Source organism: Candidatus Viridilinea mediisalina (genome assembly GCF_002532535.1).
GTDB lineage: Bacteria > Chloroflexota > Chloroflexia > Chloroflexales > Chloroflexaceae > Viridilinea > Viridilinea mediisalina.
In genome coordinates, this window is sequence record NZ_NQWI01000090.1 from 1 (window position 1) to 19,779 (window position 19,779).

18 protein-coding genes are annotated in these 19,779 nt (G+C 56.5%); 7 read left to right on the forward strand and 11 right to left on the reverse strand.

What is annotated here, in order from left to right; translation table 11 throughout:
* Positions 1-78: 78 nt before the first annotated feature.
* Positions 79-1,899, reverse strand: a complete 1,821-nt coding sequence (locus CJ255_RS15900; protein ID WP_217352464.1) for an ABC transporter substrate-binding protein — start codon at positions 1,897-1,899, stop codon at positions 79-81.
* Between the two features lie 185 nt (positions 1,900-2,084).
* Positions 2,085-3,107 carry a sigma-70 family RNA polymerase sigma factor gene (locus tag CJ255_RS15905; RefSeq protein ID WP_439100155.1) on the reverse strand — a complete coding sequence of 341 codons (1,023 nt, stop codon included), beginning with the start codon at positions 3,105-3,107 and terminating at the stop codon, positions 2,085-2,087.
* Positions 3,108-3,517: 410 nt separating this feature from the next.
* Here CJ255_RS15905 and CJ255_RS15910 point away from each other — a divergent pair, with 410 nt between their 5' ends.
* A complete protein-coding gene (locus CJ255_RS15910; RefSeq protein ID WP_097645081.1) occupies positions 3,518-4,714 on the forward strand; it encodes a PAS-domain containing protein in 1,197 nt (398 codons plus the stop codon).
* Between the two features lie 213 nt (positions 4,715-4,927).
* On the opposite strand, the gene CJ255_RS15915 is transcribed toward CJ255_RS15910, so the two are convergent.
* Entirely contained in the window at positions 4,928-5,980 is a 1,053-nt protein-coding gene (locus CJ255_RS15915; RefSeq protein WP_097645082.1) for a polyprenyl synthetase family protein, read from the reverse strand.
* 233 nt (positions 5,981-6,213) lie between these two features.
* Here CJ255_RS15915 and CJ255_RS15920 point away from each other — a divergent pair, with 233 nt between their 5' ends.
* The 5 genes from CJ255_RS15920 to rimM all read left to right on the forward strand — a co-directional run bounded on the left by CJ255_RS15920 (position 6,214) and on the right by rimM (position 9,963).
* A complete protein-coding gene (locus CJ255_RS15920) occupies positions 6,214-6,978 on the forward strand; it encodes an RNA polymerase sigma factor (RefSeq protein WP_097645083.1) in 765 nt (254 codons plus the stop codon).
* A gap of 290 nt (positions 6,979-7,268) precedes the next feature.
* Positions 7,269-8,648 carry a signal recognition particle protein gene (gene ffh, locus CJ255_RS15925; protein ID WP_097645084.1) on the forward strand — a complete coding sequence of 460 codons (1,380 nt, stop codon included), beginning with the start codon at positions 7,269-7,271 and terminating at the stop codon, positions 8,646-8,648.
* An 89-nt stretch (positions 8,649-8,737) separates the two neighbouring features.
* Positions 8,738-9,034 (forward strand): 30S ribosomal protein S16, encoded by a 297-nt coding sequence (rpsP, locus tag CJ255_RS15930; protein ID WP_097645085.1) that lies wholly within the window; start codon positions 8,738-8,740, stop codon positions 9,032-9,034.
* Positions 9,035-9,041: 7 nt separating this feature from the next.
* Positions 9,042-9,269 (forward strand): KH domain-containing protein, encoded by a 228-nt coding sequence (locus CJ255_RS15935; protein WP_097645086.1) that lies wholly within the window; start codon positions 9,042-9,044, stop codon positions 9,267-9,269.
* Between the two features lie 181 nt (positions 9,270-9,450).
* Positions 9,451-9,963, forward strand: coding sequence for a ribosome maturation factor RimM (gene rimM / locus CJ255_RS15940; protein ID WP_097645087.1), 513 nt, complete (start codon positions 9,451-9,453; stop codon positions 9,961-9,963).
* A gap of 368 nt (positions 9,964-10,331) precedes the next feature.
* Here rimM and CJ255_RS15945 read toward each other — a convergent pair whose 3' ends face one another.
* The 8 genes from CJ255_RS15945 to CJ255_RS15980 all read right to left on the reverse strand — a co-directional run bounded on the left by CJ255_RS15945 (position 10,332) and on the right by CJ255_RS15980 (position 17,785).
* Positions 10,332-12,338, reverse strand: a complete 2,007-nt coding sequence (locus CJ255_RS15945; RefSeq protein ID WP_097645088.1) for a response regulator — start codon at positions 12,336-12,338, stop codon at positions 10,332-10,334.
* 41 nt (positions 12,339-12,379) lie between these two features.
* Positions 12,380-12,997 (reverse strand): bifunctional phosphoribosyl-AMP cyclohydrolase/phosphoribosyl-ATP diphosphatase HisIE, encoded by a 618-nt coding sequence (gene hisIE, locus CJ255_RS15950; protein WP_097645089.1) that lies wholly within the window; start codon positions 12,995-12,997, stop codon positions 12,380-12,382.
* 219 nt (positions 12,998-13,216) lie between these two features.
* On the reverse strand, positions 13,217-14,734 hold the full coding sequence (gene purH, locus CJ255_RS15955; RefSeq protein ID WP_097645090.1) for a bifunctional phosphoribosylaminoimidazolecarboxamide formyltransferase/IMP cyclohydrolase: 1,518 nt from the start codon (positions 14,732-14,734) through the stop codon (positions 13,217-13,219).
* A gap of 203 nt (positions 14,735-14,937) precedes the next feature.
* The gene (locus CJ255_RS15960; RefSeq protein ID WP_097645091.1) at positions 14,938-15,738 is read right to left on the reverse strand and encodes a DUF4388 domain-containing protein; all 801 of its coding nucleotides are present in this window, start codon (positions 15,736-15,738) and stop codon (positions 14,938-14,940) included.
* A 33-nt stretch (positions 15,739-15,771) separates the two neighbouring features.
* Positions 15,772-16,359 carry a GTP-binding protein gene (locus tag CJ255_RS15965; RefSeq protein WP_097645092.1) on the reverse strand — a complete coding sequence of 196 codons (588 nt, stop codon included), beginning with the start codon at positions 16,357-16,359 and terminating at the stop codon, positions 15,772-15,774.
* Positions 16,360-16,451: 92 nt separating this feature from the next.
* Positions 16,452-16,946 carry a roadblock/LC7 domain-containing protein gene (locus tag CJ255_RS15970; protein WP_097645093.1) on the reverse strand — a complete coding sequence of 165 codons (495 nt, stop codon included), beginning with the start codon at positions 16,944-16,946 and terminating at the stop codon, positions 16,452-16,454.
* A 75-nt stretch (positions 16,947-17,021) separates the two neighbouring features.
* Positions 17,022-17,387: a roadblock/LC7 domain-containing protein gene (locus CJ255_RS15975; protein WP_097645094.1), complete on the reverse strand. Its 366-nt coding sequence runs from the start codon at positions 17,385-17,387 to the stop codon at positions 17,022-17,024.
* Between the two features lie 110 nt (positions 17,388-17,497).
* Complete coding sequence (locus CJ255_RS15980) at positions 17,498-17,785, reverse strand: hypothetical protein (protein WP_097645095.1); 288 nt, start codon at positions 17,783-17,785, stop codon at positions 17,498-17,500.
* Between the two features lie 341 nt (positions 17,786-18,126).
* Here CJ255_RS15980 and CJ255_RS15985 point away from each other — a divergent pair, with 341 nt between their 5' ends.
* Positions 18,127-19,698 (forward strand): ATP-binding protein, encoded by a 1,572-nt coding sequence (locus tag CJ255_RS15985; protein ID WP_097645098.1) that lies wholly within the window; start codon positions 18,127-18,129, stop codon positions 19,696-19,698.
* The last annotated feature ends 81 nt before the right edge of the window (positions 19,699-19,779 follow it).

The window sequence follows — 19,779 nt, forward strand, 5'->3', positions numbered from 1 at the left end:
GTTCTTCTGTTCTTCTGTTCTTCTGTTCTTCTGTTCTTCTGTTCTTCTGTTCTTCTGTTCTTCTGTTCTTCTGTTCTTCTACTTATACCAATTCATCACATCCCAAAGCTCCGATTCCCAACCTGATGGTGCATAGCCTTTCAGGTCATTACTAGCACCAGAGGCACGGGGGCGGCCAACGAGGGGAATTTGGGGCAATTCACGTCGTAACACCGCATCAAGTTGCATGATTAGATCGAAGCGTTCTTCAGGATTGATTGATGCATTAAGTTGTTCACAGAGGGCATCATACTCGGCGTTCTGCCAGCGCATGTTGTTCTGACCACGCCAATAATTCTCGCGCTGCGCGGCTCGCGTCGAGACCCATTGGCAGATGTGGCTTTCCGGATCGGGTTCGGGGGCGCCAGTGGTGTACATCTGCACATCGGCGAAGAACTTGCTAATATTGTCGGGGTTGCCCACATCGCTCCCAAAGAAGACACTGGCATCAACGCTCTTCAGCTCCGTCTCGACGCCAATCGCTTCCCAATCGGCCTTGATGAGTTCTTGGGTCTTTTGGCGCAGCGTATTGACACTAGTCTGGAAGAGCAGGCTCAGGCGCACGCCATCCTTGACGCGCACCCCATCGGCACCACGTTCCCAACCGGCCTCATCGAGCAGACGATTGGCCTCATCAATGTCTTGGGCGCAATCATCGAAGAAATCCTCAATGCTCGTAGCGAAGGGATAATACCAGAGCAGCGTGCAGGTGGGGAAGCCGGTAGGGCCATAGAGTTGCTCAGAGATCATCTGGCGATCAATCGCCAGGGCCAGCGCCCGCCGCACATTCAGATCGGTCAGGAAGGGATGGGGCTGGCTCAACTGGCCCCGCTCATCACCCAGAGCCGGATCGGTGTTGGTGAAGTTTAAGACGAGGCGCTCGACATTCGCGGTGTTGTAGGTTACCAAGACACCCTGGCCACCCTGGTTGACCATCTGCTGCAGGATTGAGGCTTCAACCTGAAGGTTCCAGGCCCAGTCTACGTCGCCAGTCTGGAAGACCGCACGAGCCGCCGAGGGGGCATCGCCACCACCCTTGAGCTCCACGCGCTGAAAGAAGGGCTTATCGGGTTCGCGGAAGTATTCATTGATCTCATAAATAACCACATCGCCAACCCTGAAATCAACGAGTTTGTAGGGGCCTGTGCCAATCGGCGCCAGATTGGCTGCCTGACATTCAGCCTCGGTTGACGCGGCGGCACCAATACAGTTCGCAAACTGCGCCTTCTGGATGATACGTCCATTGGTACTGGTAAAGCTCTTATACTGTTCAAACGTTGGCGCAACCCACGTAATCTTTACGGTATAGTCATCAAGGGCTTCCACCGTGTCAATACCCTGGATATAGGCGCTCGTGGTACAAGCGGTTTCAATATCGGCGCAATACTCATAGGTAAAGACCACATCAGCAGCGGTGAAATCAGTCCCATCGGACCACTTCACATCCTGGCGGAGCTTCCAGGTAATCGAGGTAAGGTCTTCCGCAATGCCACCATTCTCAAGCGTTGGAATCTCCTCAACCAACAGCGGCACCAACTCACCATTGGCATCAACCGAAGCCAGCGGCTCAAGGATCAAACGCGAAGCATCAAAATCCTTGGTGCCCACACCCAGGTGAGCATTTAGGATCGTCGGTGCCTGCCAGTAGAGAATCCGCAGCAGATCGCCCGCACCACGGCCACGGGCTACAGGTTCAGGTGCTGCAGTAGGCTCTTCAGCACTTGGCTCAGCGGGTGGATCAGGTGCTTCAGCAACAGGCTCAGGCTCAACCTGTGCGGGCGGGGGCGAACTACATGCTGCCACAATGATCGCCAAAATGACCAGTAGCGGCAACCAGATCAAGCGGCGTTTCTGCTTCACTCAGACCTCCTACCTACGGTACAGTAACGGAATTTCAAAAGTAACACACAAGCTCAAAGGCTGTCAAAAGCAGATGGGCTGCACAGCGGCATGTTCAAGGGTAATTGGGGTAAGGGAAACAAAAAGAGCTACGGGAATGGCAATGCCATTCCCGCAGCCCCGCATGATGTAATCTTGACGTTGCGCTACTCCAAGTAGCCCTGCAAACTCAGGCCCACACTGGGGTGGCGCAAGCGCCGTAACGCCTCCGACTCAATCTGGCGTGTACGCTCGCGCGTGATCCCAAAGGCTACCCCCACCTCTTCCAGGGTACGCCGCTGCCCGTCGAGCAGGCCGTAGCGCATCTGCAAAATCTTGCGCTCGCGCTCGGGCAGGTCGTTGAGCGCCGCCTTCAACTCTTGGTGGAGCATGTTCGCCGCTGCAATCTCTATCGGCGTCTCAAGGCTCTCGTCGGCCAACATCTCGCCTACGCGCCCTTCACTCTCGTTGTTCAAGGGCTGCTCGAGTGAAACCGGCTGGCTTGAGGCTTGCAGCAGACGCTTGACTTTGCGTAGGCTCATGCCCATCGTGTGCGCCAACTCCTCGGCGGTCGGCTCACGCTCAAGCTCCTGCTCGAGCTTGTAGATCGAGCGGCGTAGCTGCACAAGCGACTCACTGAGGTGTACTGGCAGACGGATGAGCCGGCTCTGCTCGGCAATCGAACGGGTGACCGCCTGACGAATCCACCAGGTCGCATAGGTGCTGAAACGGTTGCCTTTGGTGTAGTCAAACTTCTCGACGGCGCGCATCAACCCGATGTTGCCCTCTTGCACAAGATCCATAAAGGCCATCGGGCTGTTAATATATTTCTTCGCCACACTGACCACCAAGCGCAGGTTTGCCTGGATCAACTGGCGGCGGGCTTCCTCACCACGGAACACCTGCTGCTCAAGCAGCAGCCGCTCACGCCCCGAATAGTAGTCCTCATCGTTCAGACGCTGACGCGCCGCTTTGCCATGCGTAATCGTAATGGCTAGGTTGCGCTCCTCTTCAGCCGTGAGCAGAGCTACTTGGCCGATTTCTTGCAAATAGAGCTGCACCGAGTCCTCTACCGACTCCCCCTCGCCACGCTCGGCTTCGTCTGCATCCGGTGCATCCACCTCTAGTTCGGCCAGATCGGCCTCCCAGTCGCTCTCGGACTCTTGATCAGCGTCAAAGCGGTGCGGCATCACCATCGTGTCGTTTTCGCTGGTCGCATGGAAGGCTCTCACGGCTTATTCTCCTCGATTTGCGGGTTGGGCGTTGCACGAACGGCAGCGCCGCTTGGGGGAAGATGCTGCTATTACGTTCAGTTAACTAGTTAGCATTCGATATATCCTGAGCTTCAACTATCGCTGCTTCATATTCTATAGTTTGCACAGGATTTGTCAAGCATCAGTTTTGCCCAATCTTTGGCTGCTTGCCCTTGTGCATTGGTGTCGCACAGCTTTATTGCCCGACCCTCTAGCCTTAGGGTTTGCAAATATATTGCAAAACATTTGCAATAGTTATACCACACCCCACGCCACTTGACTAGTATAAATATGGTAAAATGAGGAACCTCTCATCAACCAACCAATCTGTTCAAGGAGAATGAACAATGTCCGACTCGGTCGGCAATGCAGCCGCGCCCGACACTGTTGTCCATATAGCTGACGTTATCATGCTCCTGCCCAACCCCTGTGCCCTTGTGTTGCCCACCGGCCAAGTGCATATGGTCAATTCTGCTTGGTCTGACCTCTTTGGTAGGCCGAAAGGCCAGGGCCAAACCCTCAGTGAGGCGGCTGGAGCGCTCTTTGCCTGGGAGCTTGAAGCGTGGCTTGATGTCTCCGCCGAGTTGGATGCCCTGCTTGCCGGGCAGCTTGAGCGTGTGCGCTTTGATGTTGCTTTGTACGGGGTGCCTAACCGCTGGGCCGCTGCAACACTTGCTGCAACCCCCCACGGTGAGTTTATCTGGCAACTGCAAGAGATTTCGCAGTGGCGCAATGCGGAGGCAAATGCCACCGATCTGATGCTCCAGATGCGTGAGGCAATTGAAGGAATCTCCGAGGGCTTTGCGCTCTACGACGAGAACGATTGCCTCGTCTTCTGCAACAAGCAGTACCACGCGATCTATCCGCTCTGCGCTGACATCATGACGCCCGGGCGCAATATTCGCGATATTCTCTACATCGGGATTGAACGGGGCCAGTTTACCCTCAGTAATGGCGAAGATGTTGAGACCTTCGTAGCTACCCGCATGGCCCACTTTCGCGGCGATGGCAATCAGATCCATCGGCTTGATGGCGACCGCTGGGTGCGGGCAATTGACCGCCCCACCCGCTCAGGTGGCGTGGTGGGGATTCGCACCGATGTGACCGAGTTGCGAAAAATGGAGGAACTGAGTCGTACCAATGTGGAGCAGGAGGCGATGATTAGGGCCCAGGCCGGGCTTCTGAGCGAACTCTCGACCCCTCTGCTCCGCATTAGTCCCACGGCACTATTGATGCCGCTGATTGGTGCCCTCGATAGCCAACGCGCCCGTCGTGTCGTTGAACATCTGCTGAAGGCTATCGAAGCGCAACGTACCTCGCTCGTGATCCTCGACATTACTGGTGTGCCAATTGTAGACACCCAAGTAGCCAACCTGCTCCTGCAATGCGCCCGCGCTGTGCGTCTGCTTGGCACCCGCATGATCCTTACAGGTATTCGCCCCGATGTCGCCGAGACCATGGTTACCCTTGGGGTAGACCTGAGCATGCTAACCATCCGTGGGAGCTTGCAAGACGGAGTGCGTGAAGCGCTCAAACGGGTGTAATACCATTTGCGATTGTAGATTGCAGATTGTAGATTGCAGATTGTAGATTGCAGATTGTAGATTGCCGAACATGGCATCTCAATGGGCTTTTGCGTTCTTGATAATGCGGCATGTTCAAGGGTATATTGGTATAAAACCTCTGTGTTCTCTGTGCCTCTGTGGTGAAACTCTGTTCCTCTCTTCTATTCTCTGCTCTGTTCCTCTCCTCGCCCGCTACGCATCCCGTTCAACCACAAAGTTGGCTAAACGCACCAAGGCGCTCAATGCAGGCGAGGGGGGGAAGGGTTTCAGGTGACCAATTGCCTCGCCAATGAAGCGCTGCGCCTCGGCACTCGCCGCAAGAACCCCACCTGCCGCAATCACCTCTTGAATCACGGCCTGCACTTGGCTATCATTTGGCGTACCATGCTCAATAATGGCCCGCAATGGGGCGCTCGGGGCGCGTTCCATGGCCAGAATCAGCGGCAGCGTAATCGTACCCTGGCGCAGATCATTGCCCGCTGGCTTACCGAGTGTCGCTTCATCTCCCGTAAAATCGAGCATATCGTCAATAATCTGGAAGGCCATACCGAGATCAAAGCCATAGCGCCCCAAGGCCGCGATCTGGGCATCGTTACCACCACCAGCCGCCATGCCAGCTTTGCATGCCGCCTCAAAGAGTGCCGCCGTCTTTGCGCCAGTCTTGTAGTAGTATTGCTCCAACGCCTGCTTCGTTGGCTCCAACATCGTCACCGGACTCAATTCACCCTCTACCACCGTGCGTACCGCTTGGGCATAGAAGGTAATAATACGCGGATCAGGGCTACGGGCCATCTCATCAGCGGCCAAAGCAAAAAAGTAGTCGCCAACCATCAACGCAACATCGTTATCCCAACGGGCATGCACCGTCACCCGCCCACGCCGCCGCACCGCCTGATCCACGAGATCGTCGTGAACCAACGAAGCCGCCTGGATCAGTTCGACCGCCGCAGCCGCGTGAATGACCCGCTCTAGCCTATAATGACCTAAGCGTGCCGCCAAGAGAGCCAAGGCGGCGCGTAACCGTTTACCCCCCGAACGGATCGTATGGCTACTCGCCGCACGAATCACCTCTGCACGCGAACGGGTTCGCTCCAACAACAACCGCTCAACCGCTTCTAAGTCTTGAGTCAAATTGGCCTGCTCAAAGAGCGCCGCCACCCCCCCAGCCATCCCCTGATGGCCCGCAAAGGTCGTAGCCTCACTACTCGCAACTGGCCCAACATTGTGTACCATTTGAACGCTCATACTACATATGCTTGCTAGGCATGCGGCAACAAGCCTCATGCTAATAATACTGCTAATCTGCATCTACGTCAGGTACAATTGTCATCGTTTGATCATCGCACGATCTTCTCAGTATCCACGCAACCCTCTACAATCATCCCTAGAGAGGGTGACGTTGAGGCGTCTCCCAACCGAGATAAGCCCGCCGCCTGAAGCACAGTAGCTTCACGCGCAGCGTGAGAGTTGAGGAGGCCATGATCACACAACCAATTAAAACCACATCCCGCAATGCGCCTGGTGTCCCTGTGCGTGGACGCCCGCTCCACCAGATCGATCCCCAAACCTTGGCGCTCATGGATCTCGATAGCTTAGTCTGCCATTGTGCTACCGAGAGTGAACGCTTCTATCGCGGTCAACCCCACGAGACAGCCTATAGCTACGAGCTCTTTCGCCGTGCCTTGGTTGAACGCGATGAACTGGCATGGGAACAGCTCTATCTGCACTATAGCAGCCTCGTGGAAGGTTGGATCCGCCGCAGTGGCGCGTTCAATAGCAGCGGCGAGAGTAGCGAGTATTTCGTTGTCGGTGCTTTTACCAAGTTCTGGCGCGCCATTGGGCCTGAACGCTTTACCTCCTTTCCCAATTTAGCTTCATTACTCCAATATCTCCAACTCTGTGCCACCAGTGTGGTGATTGATAGCGTACGCGCCCAGTCTTGGTCCGAGATGCTGCCCGAAGAATTGATTAGTCCGCTCCACGGCCCCCAAACCTCCCCCGATGAAGAGGCGGTGAGCCGGGTGGATCGCCAAGAGTTCTGGAACTTCATTGATGAGCAACTGCATAGCGAAGTTGAACGGGTCGTCGTCTATTGCTCCTTCATCCTCGGCCTCACCCCCCGCGCCATTTATGCCAAACGCAGCGAACTCTTCCAGAGCGTCAACGATGTCTACAATGTCAAGCGCAACGTCCTCGGACGCCTCAGCCGCAACCAGCACCTGCGCCAACTTGTAGCCTCGTAATAGAGATACGGAGATTTTCACCACAGAGGCACAGAGAACACAGAGGTTTTGGGGTTGGAAACTCAACAACCGTGCTTGTCTGCACCTCATCATCTCTGTGTTCTCGGTGCCTCTGTGGTGCAATACTCTGTACCTCTGCTTGTCAGCATTTTTGAGCCTGTTGCTCCAAAAACTCTCTATCTGAAAGGTTGACGCTCCCCCACTTCAACGCTACAATGAAGCCAACAGTGAAACGCTCTGTTTCTCTGTTCCTCTGTTCTCCTATTCTTCATTACGCTAGGCGAGCGCCAATGTTTGAAAGTCTCTCCGACCGCCTCCAGGCGGCGTTCCAAAAGCTTGGGGCCAAGGGCCGCCTCGATGAGAGTGACGTCCGTGAGGCCATGAAGACGGTACGCCTCGCCCTGCTTGAGGCTGATGTTAATTATAAGGTAGTGAAGGATTTTGTCACTACCGTTACCGAACAAGCTATCGGCGAAGAGGTCACGAAGAGCCTCACCCCCGATCAGCAGGTGGTGAAAATTGTTCACCAAGAGCTGATTAATCTGCTGGGGGTTGATAATGCCCCGCTTCAAGAGGTGCGTCCCGGCCCTACGGTGATTATGCTCGTTGGCCTGCAAGGGACAGGTAAGACTACTCTGGCAGCGAAGTTGGCCCTGCATCTCCGCAAAAAGGGCCGCAAGATTATGCTGGCTGCTTGTGACGTCTATCGCCCCGCTGCGATTACGCAGTTGCAAACGCTGGGCCGCCAGATCAATGTGCCGGTCTATAGCGAGGGTACCGACGCGAGCCCCCCCGATATTGCCGCCAACGCCATCGAACACGCGAAGCGCGAGATGGTCAATGTGGTGATTGTTGATACCGCTGGCCGCCTCCAGATCGATGAGCGCCTCATGGAGGAGCTTGAACAGATCGAGGCCCGTGTCCAGCCTGCCGAACGCCTGCTCGTTGTTGATGCGATGACCGGCCAAGAGGCGGTGCGTGTCGCCGATACCTTCAATCAGCGCATTAACCTCACCGGCTTGGTGATGTCCAAGATGGACGGCGATGCCCGTGGTGGTGCCGCGCTCTCTGTGCGTGCGGTGACCGGCGTCCCGATCAAGTTCCTCTCCACTGGCGAAAAGATTGACACCAATACGCTCGAACCCTTCTACCCCGACCGCCTCGCCTCGCGCATCTTGGGCATGGGCGATGTCCTCTCGCTCATCGAGAAGGCGGAACAACTCTATGATGCCGACCAAGCTAAGGCCATGGAGAAGAAGCTGCGTAAGGGTAAGTTTGACTTCGAGGATTTCCTCGACTCGATGCGCCAGATGCGTAAGCTCGGCCCCCTCCAGGAGATCCTCAAGATGATTCCCGGCTTGGGCCAACTGGCCCGCCAAGAGGAGTTGATTGACGAACGCCAACTACGCCGCGTTGAAGCCATGATCTCCTCGATGACCCTCCAAGAACGCCGCCACCCTGAGATCATTAAGACGAGCCGCCGCGCCCGAATCGCTCGTGGTAGCGGGAACTCTGAACAGGATGTCGCCCAACTGATCAAACAGTTCCAGCAGATGCAGCGCATGATGAAGCAGATGGCTGGCGGGAAGGGCGGTGGCAAAGGCGGACGGCGCGGCAAGGGCGGGAAGGGCGGCTTTGACCCCCAAGATATTATGCGGATGCTTAAATAGCCCCCACGCAATGTGTGGTATAATCGCACGCTAGTGGGCCGTAAGCGGCCCCTGTTGTCATGTTGCTGTCTAAGAGGAATAGTATACCTATGGTTAAGATCCGTCTGCGCCGCACCGGCAAGACTAAGCAGCCCAGCTATCGCCTTGTCGTCGCTGATGCGCGTTCGCCGCGTGATGGTCGGTTCATCGAGATTATTGGCCACTATAACCCCATTCGCCAACCCAAAGTGCTAGAGGTTAAGGCCGACCGCGCCCGCTACTGGATCGGTGTGGGTGCCCAGCCGACCGATACGGTGACCGCCCTGCTCAAGAAGGTCAACATCCTTGATGTCGAGGGTAAATTGCTTCCTGCTGAGGAAGAAATTAGCCCTAGCGTCGAAGCGTAGCACGCCTATGAAAGCTCTGCTCGAATATATCGCCCTCAACCTGGTAGATAACCACGCTGCCGTGCAGGTCAAAGAACGCACCGGACGCTTTACCGTGACCTACGAACTCTCGGTTGCTCCTAACGAGACGGGCAAGGTCATTGGGCGCAACGGGCGGGTCGCTAAATCCATCCGCGACCTCATGGGTGTCGCAGCAGCACGCCAGAATAAGCGCGTCCACGTTGATATTGAGTGACGACGTAACCCGAGAGTATTTCTTTGTTAGCGCGAAGAAGCCTTGGGTTGGCAGCTACCGCGCCGCTGGCTGAGCCTGTCGAAGCCAAGCGGCGCGGCCCAGAACTTTTTCGCGCTAACGTTTCTTTCACGGAAGGGGATGCGGGGGAACTTGGTTCCCCCGCATCCCCTTAGCTTGATGTATGGACGATCTGCTCCTCATTGGCTTTGTGGCCGCCCCCTTCGGCGTGCAAGGGCAACTCAAGGTGAAGGGCTTTACCGACCGCCCCGACCATATTGCCCGCCATGTTCGCACGCTCTACCTCCAGCAAAAAGGCCAGCCGCAGCCCTACCAACTCGCCCGCCTCCACGAACACAAGCCCGGCATTCTGATCATGACGCTCCAGGGCGTCAACGACCGCGAAGCTGCCGATGCGCTCCGTGGGGCCGAGATCTATATCCGTGAGGCCGATGCAGCCCCCCTCGCTGAGGATGAATACTTCATTCACCAACTCATTGGCATCAAAGCCTTTACCACCACCGGCACACTCATTGGCAACGTGCGTGATGTCCTCACCACCGGCTCTGGCGATGTGCTGATCATTGCCCGCCCCGACCAATCCGATGCCCTTGTGCCGATGGTGCGCGACTTCATCGCCAGCCTTGATCTTGTTGCTGGTCAGGTCACGATTAAGCCGGTCGAGGGTTTGTTGTAGTCAAGCGCTAAGAAGCTGTCTGAAAATCAGGATGGCACACGCTGGAGTGCCGGCTTTAGCCGGCTAAAGCCGGCACTCCAACAGCCAACCCATAGACTTTTCAGACAGCCTCAAACAAAAACCTCTGTTAGCGCGAAAAAGTTCTGGGCCGCGACGTTGGCTGAGCCTGTCGAAGCCAACGTCGCGCTGGCTTCGACAGGCTCAACCAACGCGACGCATCCCACGAGCCCAAGGCTTCTTCGCGCTAACAAACCTCTGCGCTCTCTGTGCCTCTGTGGTAAAATTCTCTGTACCTCTTTTGAACCTCTGCGCTCTCTGTGCCTCTGTGGTAAAGTTCTCTGTACCTCTTTTGAACCTCTGCGCTCTCCCTACATCGCTACTGGCAACCTAATGCGGAATGTGGTGCCTACTCCGAGCTGCGAACGGACTGCGAGTTCGCCGTGGTGCTGCTCGATGATGCTGTAGCTGACGGCGAGGCCGAGGCCGGTGCCTTTGGTACGGGTGGTGTAGAAGGGTTCAAAGATTTTAGAGAGATCTTGGGGCGGAATACCAACCCCAGTGTCGCTCACTTCGATCACCACTGCGGGTAGTTCGAGTGGGGTTGTGCCGCGTCCGCCCACGACCGCAACATAATTGGCCTCCTCGGGGTCGGGGAGGTCTTCGTTGGCGAGGTAGGTGCGGACGCGCAGATCGCCTCCTTCGGGCATGGCTTCAACCGCGTTGAAGACGAGGTTGAAGCAGACCTGCTTGACATGGTTGCTGATTGCCAACACCCGGGGCAGGCGGGGCGAGCTTTCGCGCACGATGCGGACGCCCTGTTCGAGGGCTTGGCTCTCGATCAACGGTAGCACCGCGTCCAGCAGTTCGTTCACCTCAATGGGTCGCATGCCCTCCCGCGAGGGGCGGTAGAAATCGAGCATGCGCTGCACAATACTGATCAGCCACTCGATCTCCTCTTGGGTCATTTCGAGGTAGGTACGCTGCTTCTCTTCGGGTAGCGAGCGGCTTAACAGCAGGTGGACTGAGTTGTGGATCGCTTGTAGGGGGTTGTTGATTTCGTGGGCCAATGAGGCCGAGAGGCGGCCTAGGGCAGCCAGTTTTTCGGCCTGTACCAACTGTTTGGCAATGCGTTGCCGCTCGCTCATGTCACGCGCAATCACGAGTAGCAGTTGCTCGCCCGCGTAGGGCACTTTGCTGACGCTTGCCGCAATGGGTACGGCGTGTTCATGGCGCGCCAACAGTTCGGTCTCGATCTCGCTGCTCTCACGACCATTGCGCTCGGCAGCGGCCCATAAGGCCTCTACTGCTGGCAGCAACTGGCGCGGATCAAGCTCCAACAACTCCTCGACACTATAGCCGCTGAGTTGGGTGAGTGCCAAATTGACATCAAGGATGGATTGGCCTGCTGCATCAAGCAGCAGGACTGCATCATTGGCGTGGTGCAGCAGCGCCCGGTAGCGCGCTTCAGACTGGGCAACTGCGCTATAGAGACGCGCATTTTCGATAGCTATGGCCGCTTGGGCCGCCAAGAGCAGCAACAACTCCTGGTCGGCTTCGCTAAAGGGTGGGCTATTACGTATCTTGGCCGCATTGAGTACCCCTAGCACGCGCTCGCCAGCCAACACGGGTACCGAGAGGGCCGAAACGATCTCGTCCTCAAAGAGTTCGCCCCGCACATTGCCTGCCGGCGGCGTGACTTGGCCATCGGCCATGACCCGCACGGGCTGACGACGGAGCGCCACCCGTCCCGCAAGACTGTCGTGCACGAGGGTACGATGACCAACCCGCACATGCTCAGGCAGGCCCGAACAAGCCTCGATACGGAGCCAATCGCCATTCTCTTCGATCAGCATGAGCGAAGCGCGGTCGGCATCCAACTCAGCACGCACAGTCGCAATGATCTGATCCTGCAAACGGGGCAGATCAAGTTCACCAAGCAAGCGTTCACCCACACGCAAGGCGGGGCGCAAGGCAGCAGCCCGGTCGTGGGAACGGGCCTTGCGCCGTTCGCCAACGATCTCTAGCGCAATGGCATGCAACGCTTCAGGTGCAAAAGGCTTGACCAACAAGCCACGTACCCCCAAGCGCATGGCGCGAGCGGCATCTTCAACCGTGACCTTGCCGCTCACCAACAGGATCGGTGTCAGATCGCCACGGGCTCGGAGTTGCTCCAGCAGCGAGAGACCATCCAGCCCTGGCATAAAGAGATCAAGGGTTATCAGATCGAACGTGCGTTGTTCTAATAATTCTAGGGCTGCGAGGGCACTAGGGAGCGTTTCAACTCGAAAGCCTGCTCCCCGCAAAATCATCGCGCAGAGATCACGCAGAACCGCATCATCATCGATCACGAGGGCACGCCCAGCGTAATGGTTCATAGGCTTAGGCACAGACGCAGTGACGAGTCGCGCCTCGGCGTTCATGGCTGAAAGCGACGCTCAAGCTCTCGCCAAACGGCCTCAACAGGGAGGTTTTGGCTTTCCAGTAGCACCAGGCTATGGTAAACAAGGTCGGCCAATTCATAGCTCAATTCGGTATGTGAGCCATTCTTAGCCGCTATAATCACTTCGGCGGCCTCTTCGCCGATCTTTTTACCGATACGATCCACGCCGCCATTCAATAGGCGGGCAGTATAAGATTGCTCATCAGAGGAGGTGGCACGCCGGGCCTGGATCAGATCGGCCAAGCGCCCCAAAATTGCGGCAGGCGGGGCCGCACTCGTAGCAGGGCCACCCTCAAGATCGCGGTAGAAGCAACTACGCGCCCCAGTATGGCAAGTTGGCCCCTCAGGTTCAGCCAACACCAGCAGCGCATCGCCGTCGCAGTCTTGACGCAGGGTCACGAGGCGTAGCACATGGCCACTGGTTGCCCCCTTCGTCCACAACTCCTGACGCGAACGGCTCCAAAAGGTCACCAACCCGCTCTCACAGGTCTGCTTCAGCGCCGTCTCGTTCATATAGCCCAACATCAGCACCTCGCCCGTGCGGGCGTGCTGCACAATCGCGGGGATGAGGTTGTTTGTGTCAAAGGTTAGCATGGGGTTTTGTGTGGAGGCGAGGAGGAGAGAAGGCCGTATCCCTATCAACGGGAAGAGGGATAGAGAATTTCACCACAGAGGCACCGAGGACACAGAGGTTTTGAGGGTTTTTAGACGGAGGGAGTACCAACACAGTGATTGCCATGCAACAAACCGCTCTGTGTTCTCTGTGTCTCTGTGGTAAATTCCTCTGTACCTCTTCAAAAACTCTCCCCTACCTCAATGTCGAAAATGCCGCCGTCCGGTAAAGACCATCGCCGCACCTGCGGCATCAGCCGCAGCAATGACCTCCGCGTCGCGCACGGAGCCACCGGGCTGAATGATCGCGGTAGCGCCTGCGGCGATAGCGGTTTCGACCCCATCGGCAAAGGGGAAGAGCGCATCACTAGCGATAACACTACCTTGCAGGTTTAGGTTCGCATGCTGGGCCTTCCAGACCGCAAGGCGCGAACTATCCACCCGGCTCATCTGGCCGGCCCCAATGCCCAGGGTGCGGTCGGCAGCGGCATAGACGATGGCATTGGATTTTACGTGCTTCACAACGCGCCAGGCGAAGCGCAACGCCTGCCACTCCTGGTCGTTGGGGGCACGTTTGGTCACCACGCGGGACTCTTCGTCCGCAAGGGGCGCACGATCGGCCACTTGGGCCAGCACGCCACCGGGGACACTGCGGAGCAGCAGTTCATTGGGGCGACTCACCGGACGCAGGGCTTGCAGAAGGCGCAGGTTCTTCTTCTTTTGCAAAAGAGCCAGCGCCTCAGGGCTAAACTCAGGGGCAATAATGATCTCGGTAAAGATCTCGGCAATTGCTTGGGCCAGCGGCAGATCAAGCGTTTGATTGACCGCAATGATACCACCGAAGGGCGCTTCGCGGTCGGTGGCAAAGGCGGCCTCCCAAGCCTCAAGCAGGGTCGTGCCCGTAGCGACCCCACAAGGGTTGGTATGCTTCACAATCGCCAGGGCGGGGCCAGCATCAGCGGGAAATTCCTCGATCAACTCAGCGGCTGCGCCGGTATCGAGAATATTATTGTAGGAGAGTTCACGCCCGTGGAGTTGGCGGAAGCATTCATGGAAGGAACCATAGAGCGCCGCCGCTTGATGCGGGTTCTCGCCATAGCGCAGTGTTTGGGCTTGGCCCCAAGCCAGCGTGAGTGTTGGCGGCAGCGTTTCGTTGGCGAGGTAGCCAGCAATAGCGGCATCATAGGCAGCGGTATGGGCAAAGACCTTCGCAGCGAGGCGCTGGCGCAACTCAGGGGCGATCTGGCCAGCACGCAGACCGGCAAGCACCTCAGCATAATCGTGGGGGTCTACAAGCACCACAACGTGGGCAAAATTCTTCGCAGCGGCCCGCAGCAGCGCCACCCCACCAATATCAATCTGCTCAATCGCCTCAGCGAGTGTTACCTCCGCACGAGCGACCGTTTGCTGGAAGGGGTAGAGATTAACCACAAGGAAGTCAATCGGCGCAAGATTATGGGCGGTCAACTGTTCCATATGGGCCGGCAGATCGCGGCGGGCCAGCAGGCCCGCGTGAACCCCGGGATGCAATGTTTTGACCCGACCATCAAGAATTTCGGGAAAGCCGGTCAACTCACTTACCGCCCGAGCGGGCAGCCCAGCTTCCACCAAGATACGTTGGGTATTACCAGTGGAGACCAACTCACAGCCCAGGGCATGAAGCTCGCGGGCAAAATCGGCCACACCAGTCTTATCAGAGACACTAATCAAAGCACGCACATAACCCCCCGGAGGAAGATGAAGAACAGAGGAACAGGAGAACAGAGGAACAGGAGAACAGAGGAACAGGAGAACAGAGGAACGGGAGAACAGAGGAACGGGAGAACAGGCTCAAAAAAAGTGACCCCACCCAAGCGACGGGCGGGGTCGCAGCCAGTGCAATTTTACCATAGCTAAACCTTGTATGCCAACAGGGGGGCAACTCAGTTCAGCAATTCCTGGGCACGGGAGCGCAGTTTAGCGGCAGCCTCACGAGCGCGAGCGGGATCGAGCATCCGGGTAACCCCGCGCTCAAAATGGTCAACCACAGCCATCAACTCAGCGCCAGTAGCGCGGCTGGGGTCGGGGACACCAGCGAGGCGATAGGCTTCTTCGAGCAGAGCGGAGGCACCGGCACCAAGGAAACCGGAGGCAATCCGTTCAAACTCAGGGGCAAGCGTCTCACCGGGGCTTGGTTCACGCACCTCAACGAGGCCATTTTGCAGCAGTTGGGCCATAATTTCGCACGCACGAAACTCACCGAGGCCACTGCGTTGAGCAATTTGGGAGATACTATTCTTCCCATTGACCATCGTAAGGATGCGCCACTCTTCAGGTTCAAGGTTAATCTCAGCCGAGCCAGTGGTAGGATTAAGCACGAGGCGTGGCACAAGATTCATGGAGGGGATATGTTCTTGGATGCGCGTCCATGCATCTTGGCGCATAATCCCCTCCATAATGATCACTTCATTCGAAATCGTGATCGTAGGGGTATCAATGCGCTTATCATCGTGGAACTTAAAGGGGCCAGAGGTAAGGGTAAAGAAGGTATAGACCGCATCAAGGGGGGGCATGCCAGGACTCGTAGCGCCAATAATCTTACCATCACGGAAGAAGAGCCAGCCATCAATCGACTGCCCGACGCGCTGACCCTGGATTTGCACCCCACCAGTCTGCTTACTCAATTGGACAAGTTGAATGATATCAGTGAGCGGAAACTCGCTCAGATCGCCTGCAAGGGCCATGGCTTCACCCTAATGGACGCGCGGAGAGCTTGCCTACAGCTTGCTGATCACGGCCCGGCTAATTGCACGTAGTGTTTCAAAGACCCCCGTACCAGTGGTGGCCACTGCTTCAACGCGGGGCCAATTCATCTTGGTGACACCGAGGAAGTGATCCATTGTCTGCACCGAGGCGAGTACCTCGCGCGGCAGATCGCGCTTATTGTACTGGATGACAATCGGGAACTCGGCAAACTTCTTATTTTGACGAGTGACATTTTGTGCCAATTCTTTCAGACTATTGACGTTTTCTTGCATCTTATTCTTGTTGGAATCGGCAACAAAGACAACACCATCTGAGCCATTGAGGACTGCAACACGAGTACGTTCATAGAGGACTTGACCAGGGACAGTATAGAGGTGGAAGCGAGTCTGAAAGCCACGCACCTTACCGAGGTCAAGGGGTAAGAAGTCGAAGAAGAGGGTTCGTTCCGTCTCCGTCGCGATGGAGAGTAGGTCACCCTTGACATCTTTGGGCACTTGACTGTGGATATACTGCAAATTAGTCGTCTTGCCACACATACCAGGGCCATAGTAGACGATCTTGCAGTGGATCTCACGGGCCGCAACATTAATCAGCGCCATAAGTTCTCTCGCATGCCTGTGTAGGGGGGCGTTGGGGACGCAGGCAGCGCCCTCCAGGATATGGATTGGCGGCAGGCGCACCCGGCCCGCAGCTAGTCGCGGAAGAGCAGATCGATGGTATCTTCCATCGACGTGCGGAACGACGAGCCAAGAACCTCATCACGGGCCTTGTGCTGTTGCCGTACCCGCTCAAGCACCGAAGCCAGTTCATCGGTCGCCTTTTTAGTCAACACCTTCACCAGACCGATATGGGTACCCTTATTGAAGATAATGCAGAGAATCCACTGTTCTTCAATCAGGGCGATGAAGATATTCTCGCGCACACCCTGTTGGAATGAGGCGCGGAAATCACGTTCGCGCAGTAACTTAGCCACCTCACGCGATGAAGCGAAGACACCAGCGATCAATGCGCCGAGTGCTGTGATATCCTGGCGATCACCATCGCCTTTGGAACAGATCACTTGGCCGCTCTTATCCAGGAGCAGCGCATAGTCACTCCCAGTGTCCTCGACCAAGCGCACGAGGCACTCCTCAATCTGTCCGAGCTCTTCGGTGGGAACGATGATACTGGTCAGCTGTGGATCCATCGCGGCCTACCTTACCTGAAGCTAGTCTGAGAGCGTGCGGTCGCGGACTCTCGGAGATTATAGCACATGAGGGATTTAGATGGCGCTAAGTGCATCAAGCATGTCCTCTCGATGCTTCGCCACCAGAAAACGCACATAACCGAGATCGTCGCGGGTATTGGCCAGCAAGAGCAGCATGGCCTCACGACTAATCGGTTCGATGACAACGATACCATCTTCATACTCAAGCATGGTTTGGATGGCACCGCCCTTATCAATCTCACGGCCAAGTGATTCGGCCATGGCCAACCCGTTGGAAGCAACCGCGCAGATCGCATCCACGTCAACATCGGGCTCTGCGGTACTTTCGATCAATAGACCATCAGTAGCAACGACTGCGGCGAGCTCTATGCTCGGAATGACCTGGAAGCGGCCCAAGAGGGCTTTCAGGCTACTACTCATGCGATGAGGTCTCCTCTGTCAGGCTACGGACCCCGAGGTGTACCCGGTCTAGCGGGCATGCTTATTATACACGCCTTGTACAACGACTCTGTGACCAATCATCGAACACCTTATGCCTCCACCCCATTTCCGCGTTCGCGCTCTTTGGGGGGGCGCCCGGTGCGAATATTGCGCAACGAGTGAATCGTCGCTGCAAGGGCGCGATCAGCCCATCCGTAGATGGTTGGACGACTTTTTTGGAGGAGTTCGGCGATCTGTGTGACATTGGTACGGTACTCTGGATCGAAGGTGGCTAGATTGATGCGTGCTGACGCGACAATCTGCTTGATCTCTTCTTCGCTCAATCCATGTTCGTGGATAAGCTTTTTGGCCCGTTTACTGGAGAGATCGAGTTGCATCACGTCCACTCCTTGCCGCCACTGATGTCACATGTAGCGCATTAGGCCCTCTACTTACCGTTGAAGTGTAAGCACTTATCATCATAACACGCCCCTTCTTGCCTGTCGAGTCGGCCCGACCTTATGGCCTACAGGTTCCTGCGACAGCTTGTCGTAACCATGTCCACCACGCATCCTGTTGCTACAATAGGCCATACCACACGATGACGCTCTTCTCCTTGCCCCTCGTTGCGCTGTGCGCTGTGCGCGAGATAATATTTGACATTTTTGTACTTGGGGAGTGGTACAATCTCTGTAATACGTGGCTTACCCAGTTTTGCCCTCTTTCCTATTTTCTCCCCATGCATATCTTCAATGACCATCGGTTGCGCCAGCGCGAGTATCTGCTGCAGATTAGTCGGGCTATGACGGCCCAACTCGATCTGGTGAGTGTGCTGTCGCTGGTAATTAGTTATGCTGTTGAGATGACGGCGGGTACGTCGGGCTTGATCGCGCTCTATGATGAGGAGAGTGGCGATCAGTTGCGTATTCGTGCTTCGGCCCATGTACCTCGCCAGGATTGGCCGGCGTTTGTGCGCTTGCTGAGGCTTGCACCAAGCGATCTGGCGCAACAGGGCGAGAAGGTGCTGCGTGAGGTGGCGGATGATATTGGCTTGCCTCTGCGCCAGATGATTGCCCTCCCGCTCACGTTGCGCACTACGCCCGTGGGTTTGATCTATGTCTTCCGTGCGGCCCTCAATGTTGCCTTCTCGGCTGATGATCGCCAAGTGCTTGAGGATTTTGCCGACCAAGCGGCCATTGCGGTCTCTAATGCGCGCCTCTACCAAGGGGTGCTGCGTGAGAAACAACGCCTTGATGCTACGATTGAACACTCCGCCGATGGGGTGATGATTATTGATCAGCGCTGGCGCATCACGACCTTCAACCGCACGATGGAACTACTTACTGGCTGGAGCCGTGAGGAGGCGGTGGGGCGGCCCTGCGCTGAGGTGTTGGGCATCCACAACCTGCAAGGCATCAATATTTGCCTCAATGATTGCCCACTCCAGCGTATGCCCGCTACCCATAACCCAGTTGTTGAAGGCCAGATTCGGACACGCGATGGGCGCGAACTCTATGTGCAGAGCCGCTATGCGCCCCAACGTGGGCCCCAGGGGCAGTTCCTGGGTGCGATTGCGAATGTGCGCGATATTACGCTGCAAAAGCAGGAAGAGGAGCTGCAAAACACCTTCATTTCGGTCATTTCGCACGAGTTAAAGACGCCCGTCAGTATCATTAAGGGCTTTGCCGGTACGCTGCAACGTGAGGATGCAACCTTTAGTGCTGAACAGTACCGCGAGGGCCTGCATCTGATCGAGGAGGAGGCCGACCGGCTGGCGCGCTTGATCCAAGACCTGCTTGATGTTTCGCGGCTGACTGCGGGCGGCATCCGTCTCGATGTGGCCGATGTTGCCCTCGCGCCGCTCGTCGCCGATGTGGTGCGCAGCTTGGCCCCAATGCTTACAGCCCACTATCAGGTTGAATTACGCTTCCCTGATGATCTGCCGCCCGTGCGCGGCGACTATGAGCGTTGTCGTCAAGTCATCACCAACTTGGTCTCGAATGCGATCAAATATAGCCCTGAGGGCGGCATGATTCGCATCGGTGGCTGGCCCGAAGCGGGCTATGCGGTCTGCTATGTGAGCGACCAGGGCATTGGGATTGCCAATGAAGAGCATGAGGCCATCTTTCGCCGCTTCTACCGCGTAGATAACCGTTTGCGCCGTGAGACTCAGGGCAGTGGTTTGGGGCTATTCCTTACCCGCGCCATCATTGAGGCTCACGGCGGGCGTATTTGGGTCGAGAGCCAACTGGGCAAGGGGGCACGTTTTGTCTTTACGCTGCCCTTGGGCCAGCATAAGCTTGCAGAGTAATACCATAGCCGATAGCCGATAGCCGATAGCCGATAGCCGATAGCCGATAGCCGATAGCCGATAGCCGATAGCCGATAGCCG

Bases quoted from the DNA above. Each gene is read 5' to 3' on its own strand.
- rimM (WP_097645087.1), top strand. From the start codon at position 9,451: ATGGACGATCTGCTCCTCATTGGCTTTGTGGCCGCCCCCTTCGGCGTG.
- CJ255_RS15960 (WP_097645091.1), bottom strand. From the start codon at position 15,738: ATGGCCCTTGCAGGCGATCTGAGCGAGTTTCCGCTCACTGATATCATT.
- CJ255_RS15910 (WP_097645081.1), top strand. From the start codon at position 3,518: ATGTCCGACTCGGTCGGCAATGCAGCCGCGCCCGACACTGTTGTCCAT.
- CJ255_RS15970 (WP_097645093.1), bottom strand. From the start codon at position 16,946: ATGGATCCACAGCTGACCAGTATCATCGTTCCCACCGAAGAGCTCGGA.
- hisIE (WP_097645089.1), bottom strand. From the start codon at position 12,997: ATGCTAACCTTTGACACAAACAACCTCATCCCCGCGATTGTGCAGCAC.
- CJ255_RS15920 (WP_097645083.1), top strand. From the start codon at position 6,214: ATGATCACACAACCAATTAAAACCACATCCCGCAATGCGCCTGGTGTC.
- CJ255_RS15965 (WP_097645092.1), bottom strand. From the start codon at position 16,359: ATGGCGCTGATTAATGTTGCGGCCCGTGAGATCCACTGCAAGATCGTC.
- ffh (WP_097645084.1), top strand. From the start codon at position 7,269: ATGTTTGAAAGTCTCTCCGACCGCCTCCAGGCGGCGTTCCAAAAGCTT.
- rpsP (WP_097645085.1), top strand. From the start codon at position 8,738: ATGGTTAAGATCCGTCTGCGCCGCACCGGCAAGACTAAGCAGCCCAGC.
- CJ255_RS15980 (WP_097645095.1), bottom strand. From the start codon at position 17,785: ATGCAACTCGATCTCTCCAGTAAACGGGCCAAAAAGCTTATCCACGAA.
- CJ255_RS15945 (WP_097645088.1), bottom strand. From the start codon at position 12,338: ATGAACCATTACGCTGGGCGTGCCCTCGTGATCGATGATGATGCGGTT.
- CJ255_RS15905 (WP_439100155.1), bottom strand. From the start codon at position 3,107: ATGCCGCACCGCTTTGACGCTGATCAAGAGTCCGAGAGCGACTGGGAG.
- CJ255_RS15975 (WP_097645094.1), bottom strand. From the start codon at position 17,387: ATGAGTAGTAGCCTGAAAGCCCTCTTGGGCCGCTTCCAGGTCATTCCG.
- CJ255_RS15915 (WP_097645082.1), bottom strand. From the start codon at position 5,980: ATGAGCGTTCAAATGGTACACAATGTTGGGCCAGTTGCGAGTAGTGAG.
- CJ255_RS15985 (WP_097645098.1), top strand. From the start codon at position 18,127: ATGCATATCTTCAATGACCATCGGTTGCGCCAGCGCGAGTATCTGCTG.
- CJ255_RS15935 (WP_097645086.1), top strand. From the start codon at position 9,042: ATGAAAGCTCTGCTCGAATATATCGCCCTCAACCTGGTAGATAACCAC.